The sequence below is a fragment of the bacterium genome, from assembly GCA_022616075.1.
In the GTDB taxonomy this organism is placed as follows: Bacteria; Acidobacteriota; HRBIN11; order JAKEFK01; family JAKEFK01; genus JAKEFK01.
The window spans coordinates 17382-33302 of record JAKEFK010000274.1 but is presented as its reverse complement, the minus strand read 5'-3'; the positions used below and the strand labels follow the sequence as shown (position 1 = coordinate 33302).

Sequence of the window (15921 nt, the reverse complement as noted above, 5' to 3'; positions counted from 1 at the left end):
TTGGTAGGGGCGGGGCTTGTCCCGCCCTACAAACGGTACTTCTGCATGTCTTCCTCGCTTCCAATGACGATGAGCGCGTCACCTTTCTTGAGCTTCAATCCCGGCTCAGCGATGTAACGGACCTGTTTGCCGTCACCCGAGTTTCGGAGCACCTCAAGGACTTGCAGACCAAATTTCGTGCGGAAATTCGTTTCGCGCAGGGTTTGATCTTCGAGTTCCTGTTTCAAAGGCACTTTACCGATTCGGTAACCGGTAGGCATCTCGACATAATCGATTCCTTCCGTCTCCTTTTCGCGAGTCACAAATTTTGCCATTAGCATTTTTTTCTTGAGAACTTCCCGGCTATACGCGCCGATGATGTCCCGTCTTGTAATAACGCCCAGGAATTTCCTGGTGGTCGCATTCTCCACCACCGGAAGCTGATCCGAATCCGTGAGATACATGGCATCCATCACCTCAACCAGAGATTGTTCCGGCATGGCTGTGTTCACCTCCATAGCAAGATCGCGAGCAAACACAATCGAGTACAGACTCTCTTCAGTCAAAAACTCTTTCAAATCATGAATATCGATGGAGCCAACAAGCTTTCCCGTGTCTTCGACCACGTAAATCACATTGCTTCGGGACTTGAGGACCTCATGGATTACATCCTTGAATCTCTTGCTTGCAGGAATGACAGGCACATCAGTCCGCATGAGATCGGAAACGCGGACCATGCGCATCGCAGATTCTTCCAGACTTGCATCGTAACTGATTCCTTTCATGCGGAGTTTTTCAGCGTAGATCGAGTCACGATGGAATTGTTTTGCAATCGTGCTGCTTAAGATGCAGGAGAGCATGAGCGGTAAAATGATTTCGTAGTTCAATGTGGTTTCAAAAATCATCATGATCGCCATGATTGGCGCGTATGTGGTTCCTGCCATCAAACATCCCATACCAACTAGGGCGTACGCGCTTGGTTCGGCAACATAACCGGGAAACAGATGATGCGCCACATACCCAATAACGCCGCCCAGCATGGCGCCGATGAACTGAGTGGGCGTAAATACGCCGCCGGATGCTCCTGAACCCACGCTGATAGAAGTCGCAAACAATTTCATGAAGAACAGAATTGCGATCAAACCGATCGCCATCTGGTTTTTCAAAATGCTGTTGATTGCGGTAAATCCGTTCCCCCAGACCTGCGGCCAAAGAATTCCGATTGCCCCCACGAGCAGACCACCCACACCAAGCCTCCATTCAATCGGACCGGGAAGACGATTGAATTGCTTGTCAGAATAGGAAAGTGCTTTCCGGAGAAACGCTGCCGCGATCCCTGAGCAGACTCCCAGCAGAATGTAAGCAATGAGCTCCCAGTTGGACACCATCATGAAATGCGGTGTGCCGAATACAGGATCATTTCCAAACATTTTTCGATACACAAGAGTCGAAGCAACGGAGGAAATGACGAGTGGTGCAAAAATATCGATTGCAAAATTGCCGATGATGATTTCCATCACAAAGAAGGACGCCGCGATGGGGACGTTGTAAGCTGCCGCCAATCCTGCTGCAACGCCGCATCCAACAAGAATGCTCTGATTCTCTTTGCTCACGCGAAAGAACTGGCCTGCTTTGGAAGCCATCGCAGCGGCTATCTGAACAATCGGTCCTTCGCGGCCGATGGATGCGCCGGAGCCGATACTCATCAAGGAAGATGCGGAACGCACAATTGCGCCGCGGAAATTAAGAATGCCTCTGCGGATGGTCACAGCTTCCATGATTTCCGAAACACCATGACCTTTTGCTTCTTTCGGCAGCAGATAGAGCAACAGGCCGGCCAGAACTCCACCCGAAAAAGGCAACAGTAGTTTTTGATACCAGGGCAGATGCAAAGCTCCTTCTACAGGATCACCGGAACCACCGAGAAAGAGCTGCTGAACGAGTGTGGAAAGTTCCTTAAAGAGCGTAGCTCCAAGCCCACCGAGCAGTCCTACGACGGCCGCGAGAATGAACAGGAGTGTGCGGCTTTGCAATGCAGGGCGATTCTCCAGCCACCGCGGATAAAGCCAGAATGGCTTCAAGCCTTCCTTGTTCTCCGATTCTACTTCCGCCATTCCTCTAATATATTAGCAATAGTCACGCGTTGCTTCCATGCGAAAATCTGAGATTATTAGGAGAGGCACAAACCACGACTTCCCTCCCTTATGTAGGGAGGGATAGAGGGAGGGTTGGAATTCTTTCAATGCAATCCAACCTCCCCTTAATCCCCTCCTTCATAAGAAGGGAAATCTTTGCGTGTGCTCCTACACGATGAAAGAACAACCGCCGTCGCTTCTCAAAAACTACCATGGTGAGGAGTGGCACACTCCGAAAGGCCGGGCTATTCGCGAAGTAATTTTCGGAACGAACGACGGTCTCATCACTACGTTAGGCTTTCTTGGAGGAGTTACAGGCTCCATCAGCGACAAAAATGTAATTTTGCTTGCAGTGCTGGCGGAGATTGTGGCTGGAGCCTTTTCTATGGCCAGTGGCGCATATATCTCAAGTAAGTCACAAAAGGAATATTTTCAGAAAGAGATCGCGCGTGAGAAAAGGGAAATTGAAGAGGATCCGGAACATGAAAAGCATGAAATCTGGGAAATCTACAAAGAGCGCGGCTTTACCGATGAAGAGATCACGATTTTGATCAACCGGATCACTTCCGACAAGACTTTATGGCTTCGCTTTATGCTCCGGGAAGAATTAGGACTGGGTGAGGAAGCAAGTGAGAACCCACTTCGTGTGGGCGCAATCATGGGTGTGAGTTTCTTAATCGGATCCGTCATTCCCGTTCTTCCATATTTTTTTATGAATCCTCACCCTGCTCTCGTGACCGCCACCATCGCAAGTCTGATCTTCTTATTTTGTCTGGGCGCATTTAAAACCCGGATCACAAAATCAGGATGGCTCAAAAGCGGTCTGGAAATGCTCGGTATTGGAACGGCTTCAGCCTTGGTCGGTTATCTTGTCGGCAGTTTCATCTCGCGGTTGACACAGCAGTGACCTTGCACGACCCGCGTCTGACAGAATTCATTCGACTCTTCAATGAACGAAAGTTTTTTGAATCCCATGAAATCCTGGAAGAATTATGGCTCGAGTGCGTGGATGATCAGAAAGAGTTTTATCGTGGGTTGATTCAATGCGCCGTTGCTCTGGCCCATTGGCAGCGCAACAATCGAACCGGCGCCAGGCAGGTCGGCTCACGCGCGCTCGCGACACTACGACGATTCGGCAAGGAGCGGGAAAGAATTCTGGTTGAAAAACTGGTCGAAGATTGTGAAAACTTTTTGACTTCGCAGGAATCAGATTTCCCACGTATCATCCTAGCCAGTGATTGAGCTCCTCCAACACGGCTGCAGAAGTCTCCTTGGTTCGAAGCTCCTGCAGACAGTCCCGCGATTCCGCATCATCGAACTGAGCGAGAGCCCACACAGCATGCTCACGGATCATTTCATCATCCGATTTCAAATGCTGCTCAATATCGCAGCGCAATTCCGAGCTTTTTGCGTTTCCCGCAGCAACCAGACAATTCCGCAGGAAACCTCTGTATTTCGCCCGCAACACATTCGTCCGGGCGAACCTGGTTCGGAACTCTTCAGGGCTTAGTTGAAGATAATCGCGCAAACGCGCGGTCAGAACTTCTTGCTTCGGATTGAAGCGTGGATCGCCCGCATACGCAAAGCGATTCCATGGGCACACATCCTGGCAATCATCACAACCGAAAATCCGGTTTCCGATCAAAGGACGCAATTCTCGCGGGATCGATTCCCGCAGCTCGATCGTCAGATAAGAAATGCAAAGCCTCGCATCCAGCATATAAGGTTGCACTATTGCCCCCGTGGGACAGGCTTCGATGCATTGAATGCAGGTCCCACAGTGATCTTCAGCGGGTGGATCAGGCTCCAACGCTAGACCGGTAAGAATAACTCCCAGGAAAAACCAGGAACTGCCCTGTTGATTGATCACGTTCGTGTGCTTGCCGATCCAACCGAGCCCAGCTTTCTGCGCCCAGTGCTTTTCAACGATGGGGCCTGTATCCACATAAGCGCGCGCGGAAGCATCCGGGGAAGCGTGATCGATGAACCGGGCCAGCTCCGCCAACATGGGCTTTATGATCCTGTGATAGTCGCCGCTCCACGCATATTTGCTGATCATTCCCTCCTGGTCCGGAACAGCGCCTTCAGGCCATCTATAGTTCAGACCTACTACAACCATAGTACGGATTGAAGGAAGCACTGCCTGCGGGGACCCCCGTTTTGGGTTCTCCATGTATTTCATTGCGCCGTGAAAGTTATTCTTCAACCAGGTTTCCAGGAACGGCACCGTTTCCCCTTCCCCTACGGAACAGATGCCTGCGAGATGGAATCCGATCCGTATGGCCTCCTGTTTGATCAGCGCCTCGATTTTCGTTTCGCTCATACCCATAATATAAAGCATGTTACGACAACAGCTCAGAGAACGGCTCACGCGTATGACGCCAACACGGATCGGATCTTCCAGCAGAACCCGCGCAGCCGTTTTGATTCCTTTCTTTGACAAAGGCGGAACACCCTGCATTATTTTCACGAAACGCACGGATCATGTGGCGACACATCGCGGTGAAATCTGTTTTCCGGGTGGAGTCATGGAGGAAACGGACTCCGATCTGCTGAACACTGCGCTGCGTGAAGTGGAGGAGGAACTGGCAATTCCGGCCGCGAATATCGAAATCCTGGGTAGCCTCGATGAAATCAGAACAGTTTCCAGCAATTTTCTTGTCGTTCCCTATGTCGGTTATCTCAAAGAAATCATTCCTTTCAGCCCGAATGAATGGGAAGTTAGCGAAGTCCTGGAAATCCCTTTTGAACACTTTACAGATCCTGGAATTTTCCATGAAGAAACGCGAGTTGTGGATAATCAAAGACTCCCTGTCTATTTTTATCAATGGGAATCGCATATGATCTGGGGTGTCACAGGACGCATATTGAAATCATTGTTGGATTTAATGCTTGATTCGGACGGCAGGCCTCCGCGCCCGCCTGGCAGGCAGGGACGCCTGCCCTCCGAATAATGAAAAAAGGAGTAGACTCATGATTGAAGATATCCGCTATCCGAAATTCAACTGGGCAATATTTTTCATTCTAGTAGTGGTGATGTTCCTGATGCTTTTTTATTTCGAGAAGGCATGGGGACAGGAACGGGATCCAAAAGCCGTTTCGCTTGCTGAAAAAACGATTCAGGCGATGGGTGGACTCGACTCATGGAAACAGGTCAGTGCGATTCGTTTCAATTTTCAGGTGGAACCTCAAGGACAACCTGCGCGCGCGGTGAAACATCTGTGGGACCGCAAGAATGCACGCGACCATGTTGAAGGCAAAAACAAAGATGGGAAGCTCATGGTGGCCTGGGTGGATTTGCGAACAAAGGAAGGACAGGCCTGGACCGATAACCAGAAGCTCGAAGGGGAAGAATTGAAGAAGTCTCTTGAATGGGCTTATAGCCGCTGGATCAATGATACCTACTGGCTGATCATGCCTTTAAAAACGCTCGATGCCGGCGTTACGATCAAACACGAAGGAGAAAAAGAAGGACACGAAATCCTGCATCTCAGTTTTTCAAAAGTCGGAGAAACACCGGGCGATCAGTACTGGGCGCACATCAACAAAGAAAACGGATTGATGGACCGCTGGGAGTATACGCTGGAGGACCAAACCAAAGGCGATTGGAGCTGGGTGGAATGGAAGGATTTTGGGAAAATTAAGCTGTCACAGCTAAAAAAGAAATCGGACGGAAAAGCGAATATTCGATTTGAACCACTCGCTGTGATGGATGCAGCGGACCCTGTGTTCTTTGGAAGCGAACTGAAATTGTTGGATTAGGAAGAGCGTTCCTCGCGGTCGCCAGGAATTGCCTGCAGCGACCGGAAGACGAGAGCCGCTCCACCGACAAATAGCACAAACATAATCAGTGTGTCGAACAAACTGGCCGGACGGAAATAAATACTGAGATTCGAAATAATCCCGGCCAGAATAATTAAAAAACCAGCGATCGTCAGGAACCATCCGGTAATCGACTTGCCGTTGTAGAACAAAAAACCAATCCCAAATAGAAACGGCAGCAATGCAATTCCAAAGCTACGAAAGGCAAAGAAACTCCAAAAGCCGGAATGAACCGTCACCTGATTCAGTATCAAGTATCCACCAATAATTAGGATGATCATTCCAATGATGAAATGTTTCAGGCCACCTTGCGTGCCCCCTACCCCTTTCCAAGGCTCTTTCATTTGAATCTAATCCTATCATAAGAATAATCGTGGATCGTGATCGTTATCGTTATCGTGATCGTTGATCTGATCGTGATCCTTTCTCGAAAATCGATTTACGATTACGATCCACGATTCATTGTTGTATGATGAACACAGGAGGGCTTTCATGTCTGAATCGGCAGGATCATCCTTTCTTTCCACTGTGGATCAATATTTCGAGAATGCGGCACGGCTCTTAAACCATCCCGAAGGGCTGTTGGATCAAATCAAGATTTGTAACGGCATCTATCATTTCAAATTTCCAGTGCGCACTGAGAATGGATACGACGTTGTTTATGCATGGCGGGTCGAACACAGTCATCATAAGTTGCCGGTGAAAGGCGGGATTCGTTTTGCAGAAGAAGCTGACGAAGATGAAGTGAAAGCCCTCGCAACATTGATGACCTATAAGTGCGCCATTGTCGATGTGCCGTTTGGTGGAGCCAAAGGCGCGATTCGGATAAACCCCAAAAAGTACAGCGTGGAACAGCTGGAGCGAATCACACGTCGCTACACCGCTGAACTGATCAAGAAACACTTCATCGGGCCGGGAGTGGATGTTCCCGCACCTGATTATGGAACCGGGCCAAGGGAAATGGCTTGGATAGCGGATACCTACATGGCTTATCACCCCGGCCAGATCGACGCCCTCGGTTGTGTTACAGGAAAGCCTGTAACTCAAGGCGGGATTCGTGGACGAAAGGAAGCCACGGGACGCGGTATCTACTTCGGCATTAAAGAAGCCTGTTCCATCAAGGAAGATATGGCAAAGCTCGGTCTTGAACCCGGCCTGAAAGGGAAACGCTTGATCGTTCAAGGACTAGGAAACGTAGGATACTACGCGGCAAAATTCTTCCAGGAAGCTGGCGCAAAACTGATCGCTCTGGCCGAATACGAAGGCGCGATCTACGATGAAAAAGGGCTTGATCTCGAAAAGGTAATCCAACACCGCCGCGAGACTGGTAGCATTCTGAATTTTCCAGGCGCTACGAATATTGTAGAAACGAAGCAGGCGCTGGAGCTGCCTTGCGATATCCTGATTCCCGCAGCGCTGGAAAATCAGATCACCCACGCGAACGCTGGGCGCATTCAGGCAAAAATCATTGCGGAAGGCGCGAACGGTCCAACGACATTTGAAGCCGACAAAATTCTTTTGGAAAAGAATGTGATGATTGTTCCGGATATTTACTTGAATGCGGGTGGCGTAACCGTTTCCTACTTTGAATGGTTAAAAAACATAGCACATGTCCGCTTTGGCCGCATGGGAAAACGTTTCGACGAAATGGCTGCGCAGAAACTTTTAGGTGCGATTGAAAGAACGACCGGAACAAGAATTGCTGAAGACGAGAAAACCAAACTTGCCAGAGGAGCAGATGAAGAGGATCTCGTAAATTCCGGTCTGGAAGAAACCATGATAGCGGCTTACAACCAGATTCGTGAGATAAGAAAGACCGTGAAGGGCTGCATGGACCTGAGGACCGCCGCTTTTATCAATGCAATCAATAAAATCGCAGTAGCTTACCAGGAGTTGGGCATATTTCCGTAAAAGAATCTGAACCGCCAAGGCGCCAAGTTGCCAAGATAAGAAAATTGTAATTCTCTTTTGGATCTTGGCGTCTTGGCGGTTAAAAGAAAATGCCGGCTCGTAAGCCGGCATTCATTTTTGCTACAGGCAGGAATTTTCCCGCACGAAAAAAGAGTCCCCCGTTCCCGGGGGACTTTCCTTGGAGGTGCTAACAGTGAACTGTTCCTTTACCTACCCCCCCAAGGTCCCCAAGCTACGAACAATGTCCTCATGGAGGACTCTCTATAACTGCAGATTCATTGGCAACGCGGCTGCTTGCGGAGACGCGACTTTCAAACCGAGTCTCTGCAACAAACCAAGTAGCTCATCTACGTCAAGAGGTTTCTGGAAAAAATAATCTGCGCCTTCCTCCATTGTTTCGGCCTTCAGATCTTCCGTTCCTGACATCATGATCAGCGGAATATTACGGTGCCTTGTTCGAACATGTTGAATGAAATCAAGGACCTCATAAGGATTCGTGGCGGACAACCGTACGTCCGCAATTACCGCATCAATCGGCTTCCTCCAAAGAACATCCTTCGCAGAATTGGAGTCATTACAACAAATTACTTGCACATGATCCGACTGCAAACATCGTGATAAGCTGAAAGTGATACTACGTTCATCGTCTAGAATCAGTATCCGCTTCATACCTCCCACCTCGTATCGTAATCTCAGCAAGAAACATGCCGAGCCTCAGCTTCGTCGAGAATGTAGCAACTGCCACTGGGAAAGTCTGTTTAAAAAATATACATTGCCACTTGCAAGTTGCAGTGTTTAAACGGATTAGGCTGTAACGTATAACAAATATACACTATTCATTCAAAGTGTTGAGAGATTGTACCTTTTGATCTTACTATAAAGGGTTGCGCGAGTGATGCCGAGAATGTCCGCGGCGCGGCTGAGATTGTTGTTGGTGGCCGTGAGCACCCTGCGAATGTGTCCCTTTTCGAGTTCATTAAGCGAGCCCAGACCGGTGTCATCGTCGAGCGCCGGGGTTTTAGAAGGAGTCGGCAGCCCAAGGTCCGACACATCGATGTGAGAACGGCTCGAAAGAATCACGCTGCGCTCAATCAGGTTGATCATCTCCCTGATATTTCCCGGCCACGAATAGTTTAGAATGGCTTGTTTAGCAGCTTGGGTAAATCCTTCAAACCGCTTTCCCTGCTTATTACAGATCGATTTCAAGAAATAATCGGCCATCGGCAAAATATCTTCTTTCAGTTCACGAAGGGAGGGAATCTTTAGATTGATTACGTTGAGCCTGTAAAATAGATCCTCACGAAAATTCTTGCGCTGCACTTCGCTTAACAGATCCCGGTTTGATGCGGCGATCACACGCACATCGACAACTTTTTCCTGAATTCCACCAAGCCGGCGAAATTTCTTGTCTTCGATCACCTTGAGTAGTTTGGCCTGAACATCGAGCTGCATTTCGCCGATTTCATCCAGAAACAAGGTGCCTCCGTTGGCCAGCTCAAATAATCCTGCTTTGTTTCCAACGGCCCCCGTGAAAGCGCCTTTATCGTAACCAAATAATTCTGATTCCAGAAGTTCCCGTGAGATTCCGGCGCAATTGATTTCCACAAAATTATTCTGGGCGCGAGGACTGAGGTTATGGATCATGCCTGCGTATAATCCTTTTCCGGTTCCGGTCTCACCAAGAATTAAAACGGTGCTTTCGTTTTTCGCAAGCAGTTTCACGAATTCATGCACTTTCCGAAACTTGTCGCTGCTTCCGACAAAGTAGTCGGTGGCTTTCGACTCCTGCTGCATCTGCAAATAGTCGCTTCGCCTTTGAACTTCCTGAAGCTCGAGCGTCTTCTTGATTTGAATCAACAAACCATCAGGATCAATCGGTTTTGTCAGGAAATTTTCAGCGCCGGATTTGAGCGCGCTCACCGCAGTTTCGATAGTGCCGTACGCAGTCATGATGATGATGGACACATAGTTGTCGTTTTCTTTAAGCTTTCGCAGGAAATCCAAACCTTCCATATCGGGCAAGCGCAAATCGAGCAGGATGATGGCGGGATTTTGCGCGCTAAAGAGTCGGAATCCTTCTTCGGCTGTGCCTGCAGAAAAACATTCATAGCCTGCCTGTGCCAGGAGTTTTGACAAACCGAAACGGATCGATTCCTCATCGTCCACTATAAGAACTTTTGCGTTCATGCTCTCATGCCGGCCAGCGGAAGCGTAACGCGAAAAGTTGTTCCGATTCCGGGATGTGATTCGACTGAGATGCGGCCTCCGTGGTCGTGAATCACTTTCCGCACGATGGAAAGCCCGAGGCCGGTCCCTTTTTGACGGGTCGTAAAAAACGGATCAAACACCTTAGTCAGGTTGTCCGTTGTGATACCGGTGCCGTTATCTTTTATCACCAGATAAATTTCGGGAGGGTCCGCCAGGGATAAATACTGAAGAAATATATCGACGCGCGGATCTTCCTTGGCGTGCTGGATTCCGTTTTCCAGAAGGTTCACAAGAACCTGCTTCATCTTATTGCGATCCATGTTCATGGGAGGGATTTTATCACCCGCGATCACGTTGAACTGCGCATTTTGAGCTTCGGGCAAATGCTGAAAATGTTCAATCACTTCATTGACCAGTTCGATCAGGTCGGACGGATTCTTATCGATCTTAACCGGCCGCGTGTAGTTCAGAAGATCTTCCATCAACCTGTTTAAACGCGTTGTTTCCGACATGATGATGTCGAGGTAAGGTTGAATGTCCTGCTTCTCCTTCAACTCATTCGCGAGAGCGCGAACGGTTGCCGATATTCCAAATAACGGATTCCGCACTTCATGCGCCACACCCGAGATTAATTTTCCAGCGGACGCCAGTTTTTCTGTTTCGATCAATTGTTCCTGCATCCGGTTCAACACAGTGATGTCGCGCAATACATTGATCGAGCCGCGGCGATTTTCATCTTTATCGGTGTACGGAAAAGCTTGAATCTGCCACGTTCCACCTGTAAAAAGCGGCGATTCTATCGACTCAGGCATTCCTGTTTCGAGACTCTTAGGAACAGGGCACCATGGGCAAATGGAATTCAGATTAAAGAGATAACGGTAGCACTGAGGGTCCATGGGCATCTTGATGCTCTTCATCGCGTAGAAAGACAAGCTCTTGTTGATCTTTTTCAACCTGTATTCGTTATCGATAATGTAAATAGGATCAGCAATCGAATCAAAAGTGTTTTCCCATTCACTCTGGCTGGCCGCAAATCGATCGAACAAAATCGCCGTTTCGTTTGCTATCGAAACAAAATCGCCGAACATTTCGGCAACGCGGCGCCAATCATCGCCACTGTATTGAAAAGAAGAATCACTTCCGCTGAACAACAGGATCCCCCCGACAGATTGTCGTTGTGATAACGGCACAAGAAGGCACACTTCCTTCTCACCAGCTCGATAAAAGATCGCCCTTCGATCATTCAATTCGTAATCCAGAAAAGCTTGTGAAAACAATGCGCCTGGTATCGGCCGGTTATTCCCTGCATATCCGACCTGTGCCTGCACAACATAGTCACTGTGCGTTTCATCGGTCGGAATCAAAACAGCGCACGACTCCGCGCGAAGTATTTTTCGAGAGTCCTCCAGTAGTATTGCGAGGAGTTGCGATTGCGAGAGAAGGTGCCGGAGCATTTTTCGGGAAGTTTCATGCACTCCGTTTAGAAACAACAGACCCCTTTCCTGCGCAGCCTGAGAACGAAAAGCTTGAAGGCGCGTACGGATCATTGGTTCAGCAAGCGTAAGAATCGGCACAGCCAATGGTTCTTTTGATCCGAAAACGATGATCAAGATGCGCTCCTGCTCTGAATGCGGCGAACGGACCAGCGTCACCTTTTGAGACTCCGCTCCGGGTAAGGATTCCAAAATCTCCGCAAAAATCGAATCAATTCCAGAAATCAGTAATCCATCGATATGAGCGCGTACCTGTACATTCTTCACCGGATCCTGATTTGGTCCTTCCCTTACACGATAAATACCGGGGTAGCGGGCATCCGAAATCGCAAGGAACACGCCGGCTGATCTTAGCCGTTCGCTCAGAATATTTAGCGTTTGATCGAGGAAATCCTCCTCAGTTGCAGGATTGGAAATAGACTCGACAAGCTCGGCCAGCATCACCCCAACTCGCTGAAGATCATCCAGGCAAAAATCTTGAAACAAGGGATGTTCTAACAAAAAGTCAGATTCTCCTTGAACGCCTTTCACCCTTTGAACTCTTGAGTCTTTTTGAATTGTATCACAGCGGGCATTTTCGAATCAGAGACTGAATGATAAAATGAAAATCTATGGAGAAGCAGCCGAAACTGATCGTCGTGGTGGACGATAACCAATTGTTTTGTGACCGAATGACACAGTTTTTTCAGGAACGTTACGGAGAAAAAGTTACGGTTCATACCTATACTGATCCTCTCAAGGCTCTGACAGCACTGACTCCGGAAATTGATCTTCTCATTATAGATCTGGAAATGCCGACCATCGACGGCAAAAAGTTTCTGAGCTACGCCACACAAAAAGGACTGGATAAGAAACGGATCATCATTGCCAGTTTTCAAAATGCCGATTTCCTGCATCAGAAATTCCATCTCTCAGAATGTCTTGCAGTCATGGATAAAAATGAGCCGGAACAGCAGAAGGTCTTCGCAATGATTACTGATTCCATCGTGAATAAGAATTGACCGTTTTTGGACATTTTCCGGTCTTTCTGTTATATTTTCTTGCAGTCGAAATTGAAGTTTTTGGCGGGAATAACTCAGTGGTAGAGTGCAACCTTGCCAAGGTTGAGGTCGCGGGTTCGAATCCCGTTTCCCGCTCCATACTTTTCACCGCAGAGAACGCGAAGGCCGCAGAGAAAAAATCGAATTTTCTTCTCGGCGTTCTCTGCGTACTTTGCGGTGAATCCTATGGCGGCGTAGCCAAGTGGTAAGGCAGAGGTCTGCAAAACCTTTATTCCGCGGTTCGAATCCGCGCGCCGCCTTAAACGCGTCGACGCGTCTGGCGTCTATACGCGTCTGTCGCGTCCGGTCTTTGCGTCTCTGACGCGGAGACGCGTCGACGCGCCAACGCTCAGACGACCTTCAACGCGTCGACGATCTTCGCCGGGGTGGCGAAATTGGTAGACGCACAGGACTTAAAATCCTGGGGGGCGTAAGCTCCGTGTCGGTTCGAGTCCGACCCTCGGCATAAAGCGTTGGCGCGTCTACGAGTCGATGCGTTGCGCGTCAAGTTGCTGTGAACGGAAAGACAGACACATCCGAAGCCAGATCCAGCTCCTACCTTTTATTTATTCTGATTCTGAGTTGTTTGGGACTACTTCTATTCATCATCAGTTCCGTCGTTGAGCTCGACGCCGAGTCGAATAAAATCCTGGAAGGCGCGGATATTCTCCTCTGCGCAGTATTCATGGTCGACTTCCTGATCACGTTGAAAAGATCGAAGAATCGCTGGAGATACATGTACACCTGGGGTTGGTTGGATTTTCTTTCCAGCATCCCTGCTGTTGCGTTTTTAAGAGTGGCCCGGTCAGCAAGGATTTTCCGGATCATAAAAGTCCTGCGGGCGATTCGTGGTGCCCGCATTTTGAGTTCCATGATCTTGAAACGAAAAGCAGAGAATGCGCTGTATGCCATGTTGATGTTGTCAATGATTTTCGTCGTTCTTGCGAGCTTATCCGTTTTACAGTTTGAAAAAGCCACCAGCGGTGCAAATATAAAGACGGCGGAAGACGCCTTGTGGTGGGCCGTCACCACAGTTACAACTGTAGGCTACGGCGACAGATATCCTGTGACTCGCGAAGGCCGGGTTATCGCGACATTTTTGATGGTGGTAGGCGTAGGGCTATTTGGATCACTCACCGGGGCAACAGCTTCCTGGTTTGTGAGTCAGAAGGCACAGGAAGAGAAAGAAAAAGATATTTGAACAGAAGATCGCGAAGGTCGCAAAGAAAAAAATATTCTTCCTCGTTGCGTGCTTAGCGTCCTTCTGTTCAAAAAACTATCGGTAAATTCTTGACATTTCTCCGGCTGTTGTGAGATAACAACCCCAACACAGATGGAGAGGCGGAGATGATTCAACCTCTTTTACGGTGTACGACCGTCACCGCCATTTCGCTTCTGATCCTAACACAATGGATTCCCGCGCTCGCCGCCGTGCCAAAGCATCCAATTGAGAAAAAGCAACAACCGGCGGTCATAGCACCGGGCGTTACAATCACCAAAGTTCCGGAAGTCAAGTTTCTTGCGCGCGGCCGTGAGTATACAACCTATTTCACATCTTCCGGGATGATTCTTGCTGGCTTCACATCTTTGGCGCGTCCCAAATCAAACGAGCCACCTCAGTATTTTGAATTGCAGATTTTGCTTCAAAACGCTTTGCCGAATGTTGAAATCACGACTCTCAATCCCAGATTGGCAAGAAGCGATTTTTTTGGAAGTAAATCTCCGAATTGGCTCACAAACATTCCGACTTATGCAAGGGTCAAGTACACAAACCTCTATCCCGATGTGGACATGATTTTTCACGGAGATCAGCGTTTGTTGGATTTTGATTTTCTCATCGCGCCGGGAGGCGATCCCCAAAAAATCCGCTTTCTGGTGCAAGGCGCTCAAAATGTGCAATTGACCCGCGAAGGAACTTTGCAGCTTCAGCTTCAAGGCGTCACTTTTGAATTGCCAAGACCTACCGGATACCAGGCGTTCGACAACAGCAGTGCAAGATCTGTAGTGGATGCGCGCTACAGGATGATCGGAAAGAACGAGATCAGTTTTCAAATCGCTCCCTACGATTCGAGACACACTCTCATCATCGATCAGTAATTCTTTGAACAGAAGATCGCAAAGCACGCAAAGATTCTTTTATATTCTTCGCGATCTTCGCTTCCTTCTGTTCAAGAGTTAGTCATCCGAAGTACCGGGCAACAAGCCTTCCACAGGAACCGTTCGCGCGCCATTTTCGTCGCAGTAGCTGTATCGCACAAAACGACCCTCTTTCTGTCCGGCCCATCCCTTTTCATCCTCATCTTCCGCGTACATGGCGACGCCCGCGTGCTCCCCTTTCGCATTTAGGACATAGAAATTGATATTGAAGTTCGGATCGCCGTTTGCTTTTCGCAATCTTTTTTCTACAGTATTCGCTCTAATACGTTTGAGAGCCTCCATCCCTGCGTCCTTGGGATGAATGCCGCGGCGGAGTGCTTCCACCACAAGATAAGAGGAAAGATTAAAGAGATTTGCTTCGCCGCGTCCTGTGGAGCCGGCTGCGCCGGTTGCGCCATCCATATACAGCCCTGCTCCCAGAATTGGCGAATCGCCCACCCGTCCCGGAACCTTCCAGGACAGACCGCTGGTGGTCGTCACACCACAGATCTCTCCTTTTGCATTGATCCCGTCGCAATTGATCGTTCCATGCATCCGCGTGCTTGCAAGAATGCCTTGAGCAACCATCTCGCGCATAATCTTGCGGTCCAGTTTCGAGCGTTTTTCAGGGTCCAGATAATACTTCGGGTCCGTTTTTCGTTTCCACTCCAACCATGCCTTGCGCGAGTTTTCGGTATTCAAATCGTCTTCAATCACGAATCCCATATTGCGCGCAAATCTTTGCGCTCCTTCTCCAACGATCAAGTGATGGTCTGTATGTTCCATCACAGTCCAGGCGACTCTGGATGGAGTGCGAACGCCTTCCAGCGCAGCCACACCACCTGCGCGTTTTTTCGGCCCATGCATGCAACACGAATCCAGTTGAACGACGCCATCCGCATTGGGCAAGCCGCCGTAACCCACAGAATCATCTTCTGGATCCAGTTCAACAATGTTTACACCTGCGATTAACGATTCCAGCACATCCTTCCCTTCACTCATCAGTTGAAAGGCCTTTTCCACACAGGTTTGTTTTCCACCATTCTTGAACCAGTTCCCATTGGCCGAGGAAATCACAACCGGACGTATTCCCTTTCGCGTTATTACTTCCGGTGCGTTCTGGCCCTCCATTAACGATGGAGCTGCCAGAGCCGCGCTAAGAAGGCCCGTTTTCTTTAGAAATTCGCGACGTTGCAT

General features: G+C 48.9%; 15 protein-coding genes and 3 tRNA genes. 11 read left to right on the top strand and 7 right to left on the bottom strand.

Going from position 1 to position 15921, the window contains the following annotated elements; all coding sequences use genetic code 11:
* Window positions 1-26: 26 nt before the first annotated feature.
* On the bottom strand, window positions 27-2093 hold the full coding sequence (locus L0156_22665; protein MCI0605799.1) for a ClcB-like voltage-gated chloride channel protein: 2067 nt from the start codon (window positions 2091-2093) through the stop codon (window positions 27-29).
* Between the two features lie 196 nt (window positions 2094-2289).
* Here L0156_22665 and L0156_22660 point away from each other — a divergent pair, with 196 nt between their 5' ends.
* Both L0156_22660 and L0156_22655 read left to right on the top strand, forming a co-directional pair.
* Window positions 2290-3021, top strand: a complete 732-nt coding sequence (locus L0156_22660; GenBank protein ID MCI0605798.1) for a VIT1/CCC1 transporter family protein — start codon at window positions 2290-2292, stop codon at window positions 3019-3021.
* A 2-nt stretch (window positions 3022-3023) separates the two neighbouring features.
* Window positions 3024-3356: a DUF309 domain-containing protein gene (locus L0156_22655; GenBank protein ID MCI0605797.1), complete on the top strand. Its 333-nt coding sequence runs from the start codon at window positions 3024-3026 to the stop codon at window positions 3354-3356.
* Here the strand turns inward: L0156_22655 and queG are convergent.
* Complete coding sequence (gene queG, locus L0156_22650) at window positions 3337-4437, bottom strand: tRNA epoxyqueuosine(34) reductase QueG (GenBank protein MCI0605796.1); 1101 nt, start codon at window positions 4435-4437, stop codon at window positions 3337-3339. The genes L0156_22655 and queG overlap by 20 nt on opposite strands.
* A 16-nt stretch (window positions 4438-4453) precedes the next feature.
* On the opposite strand from queG, the gene L0156_22645 reads away from it, so the two are divergent.
* On the top strand, window positions 4454-5068 hold the full coding sequence (locus tag L0156_22645; protein MCI0605795.1) for a CoA pyrophosphatase: 615 nt from the start codon (window positions 4454-4456) through the stop codon (window positions 5066-5068).
* A 19-nt stretch (window positions 5069-5087) separates the two neighbouring features.
* On the top strand, window positions 5088-5876 hold the full coding sequence (locus L0156_22640) for a hypothetical protein (protein MCI0605794.1): 789 nt from the start codon (window positions 5088-5090) through the stop codon (window positions 5874-5876).
* Here L0156_22640 and L0156_22635 read toward each other — a convergent pair.
* Window positions 5873-6280 (bottom strand): hypothetical protein, encoded by a 408-nt coding sequence (locus L0156_22635; protein MCI0605793.1) that lies wholly within the window; start codon window positions 6278-6280, stop codon window positions 5873-5875. The two genes, L0156_22640 and L0156_22635, sit on opposite strands and share 4 nt — an antisense overlap.
* Window positions 6281-6428: 148 nt before the next feature.
* Here L0156_22635 and L0156_22630 point away from each other — a divergent pair, with 148 nt between their 5' ends.
* Window positions 6429-7847 (top strand): Glu/Leu/Phe/Val dehydrogenase, encoded by a 1419-nt coding sequence (locus tag L0156_22630; GenBank protein ID MCI0605792.1) that lies wholly within the window; start codon window positions 6429-6431, stop codon window positions 7845-7847.
* A gap of 261 nt (window positions 7848-8108) precedes the next feature.
* On the opposite strand, the gene L0156_22625 is transcribed toward L0156_22630, so the two are convergent.
* The 3 genes from L0156_22625 to L0156_22615 form a co-directional block, all read right to left on the bottom strand.
* Window positions 8109-8516 carry a response regulator gene (locus L0156_22625; GenBank protein MCI0605791.1) on the bottom strand — a complete coding sequence of 136 codons (408 nt, stop codon included), beginning with the start codon at window positions 8514-8516 and terminating at the stop codon, window positions 8109-8111.
* A 171-nt stretch (window positions 8517-8687) separates the two neighbouring features.
* A complete protein-coding gene (locus L0156_22620; GenBank protein ID MCI0605790.1) occupies window positions 8688-10034 on the bottom strand; it encodes a sigma-54 dependent transcriptional regulator in 1347 nt (448 codons plus the stop codon).
* The gene (locus L0156_22615) at window positions 10031-12049 is read right to left on the bottom strand and encodes an ATP-binding protein (protein ID MCI0605789.1); all 2019 of its coding nucleotides are present in this window, start codon (window positions 12047-12049) and stop codon (window positions 10031-10033) included. Before L0156_22615 ends, L0156_22620 begins: the two co-directional genes overlap by 4 nt.
* Before the next feature lie 110 nt (window positions 12050-12159).
* Here L0156_22615 and L0156_22610 point away from each other — a divergent pair, with 110 nt between their 5' ends.
* The 6 genes from L0156_22610 to L0156_22585 all read left to right on the top strand — a co-directional run bounded on the left by L0156_22610 (window position 12160) and on the right by L0156_22585 (window position 14685).
* Window positions 12160-12549 carry a response regulator gene (locus L0156_22610; protein MCI0605788.1) on the top strand — a complete coding sequence of 130 codons (390 nt, stop codon included), beginning with the start codon at window positions 12160-12162 and terminating at the stop codon, window positions 12547-12549.
* A gap of 63 nt (window positions 12550-12612) precedes the next feature.
* Window positions 12613-12687: transfer RNA gene (locus L0156_22605), tRNA-Gly, on the top strand.
* 89 nt (window positions 12688-12776) lie between these two features.
* Window positions 12777-12848 (top strand) — tRNA-Cys (locus tag L0156_22600).
* 120 nt (window positions 12849-12968) lie between these two features.
* Window positions 12969-13054, top strand: a tRNA-Leu gene (locus L0156_22595).
* Between the two features lie 48 nt (window positions 13055-13102).
* On the top strand, window positions 13103-13789 hold the full coding sequence (locus L0156_22590; protein MCI0605787.1) for an ion transporter: 687 nt from the start codon (window positions 13103-13105) through the stop codon (window positions 13787-13789).
* 146 nt (window positions 13790-13935) lie between these two features.
* A complete protein-coding gene (locus tag L0156_22585) occupies window positions 13936-14685 on the top strand; it encodes a hypothetical protein (GenBank protein ID MCI0605786.1) in 750 nt (249 codons plus the stop codon).
* Window positions 14686-14763: 78 nt separating this feature from the next.
* Here the strand turns inward: L0156_22585 and L0156_22580 are convergent, their stop codons facing one another.
* The gene (locus L0156_22580) at window positions 14764-15921 is read right to left on the bottom strand and encodes a N(4)-(beta-N-acetylglucosaminyl)-L-asparaginase (GenBank protein ID MCI0605785.1); all 1158 of its coding nucleotides are present in this window, start codon (window positions 15919-15921) and stop codon (window positions 14764-14766) included.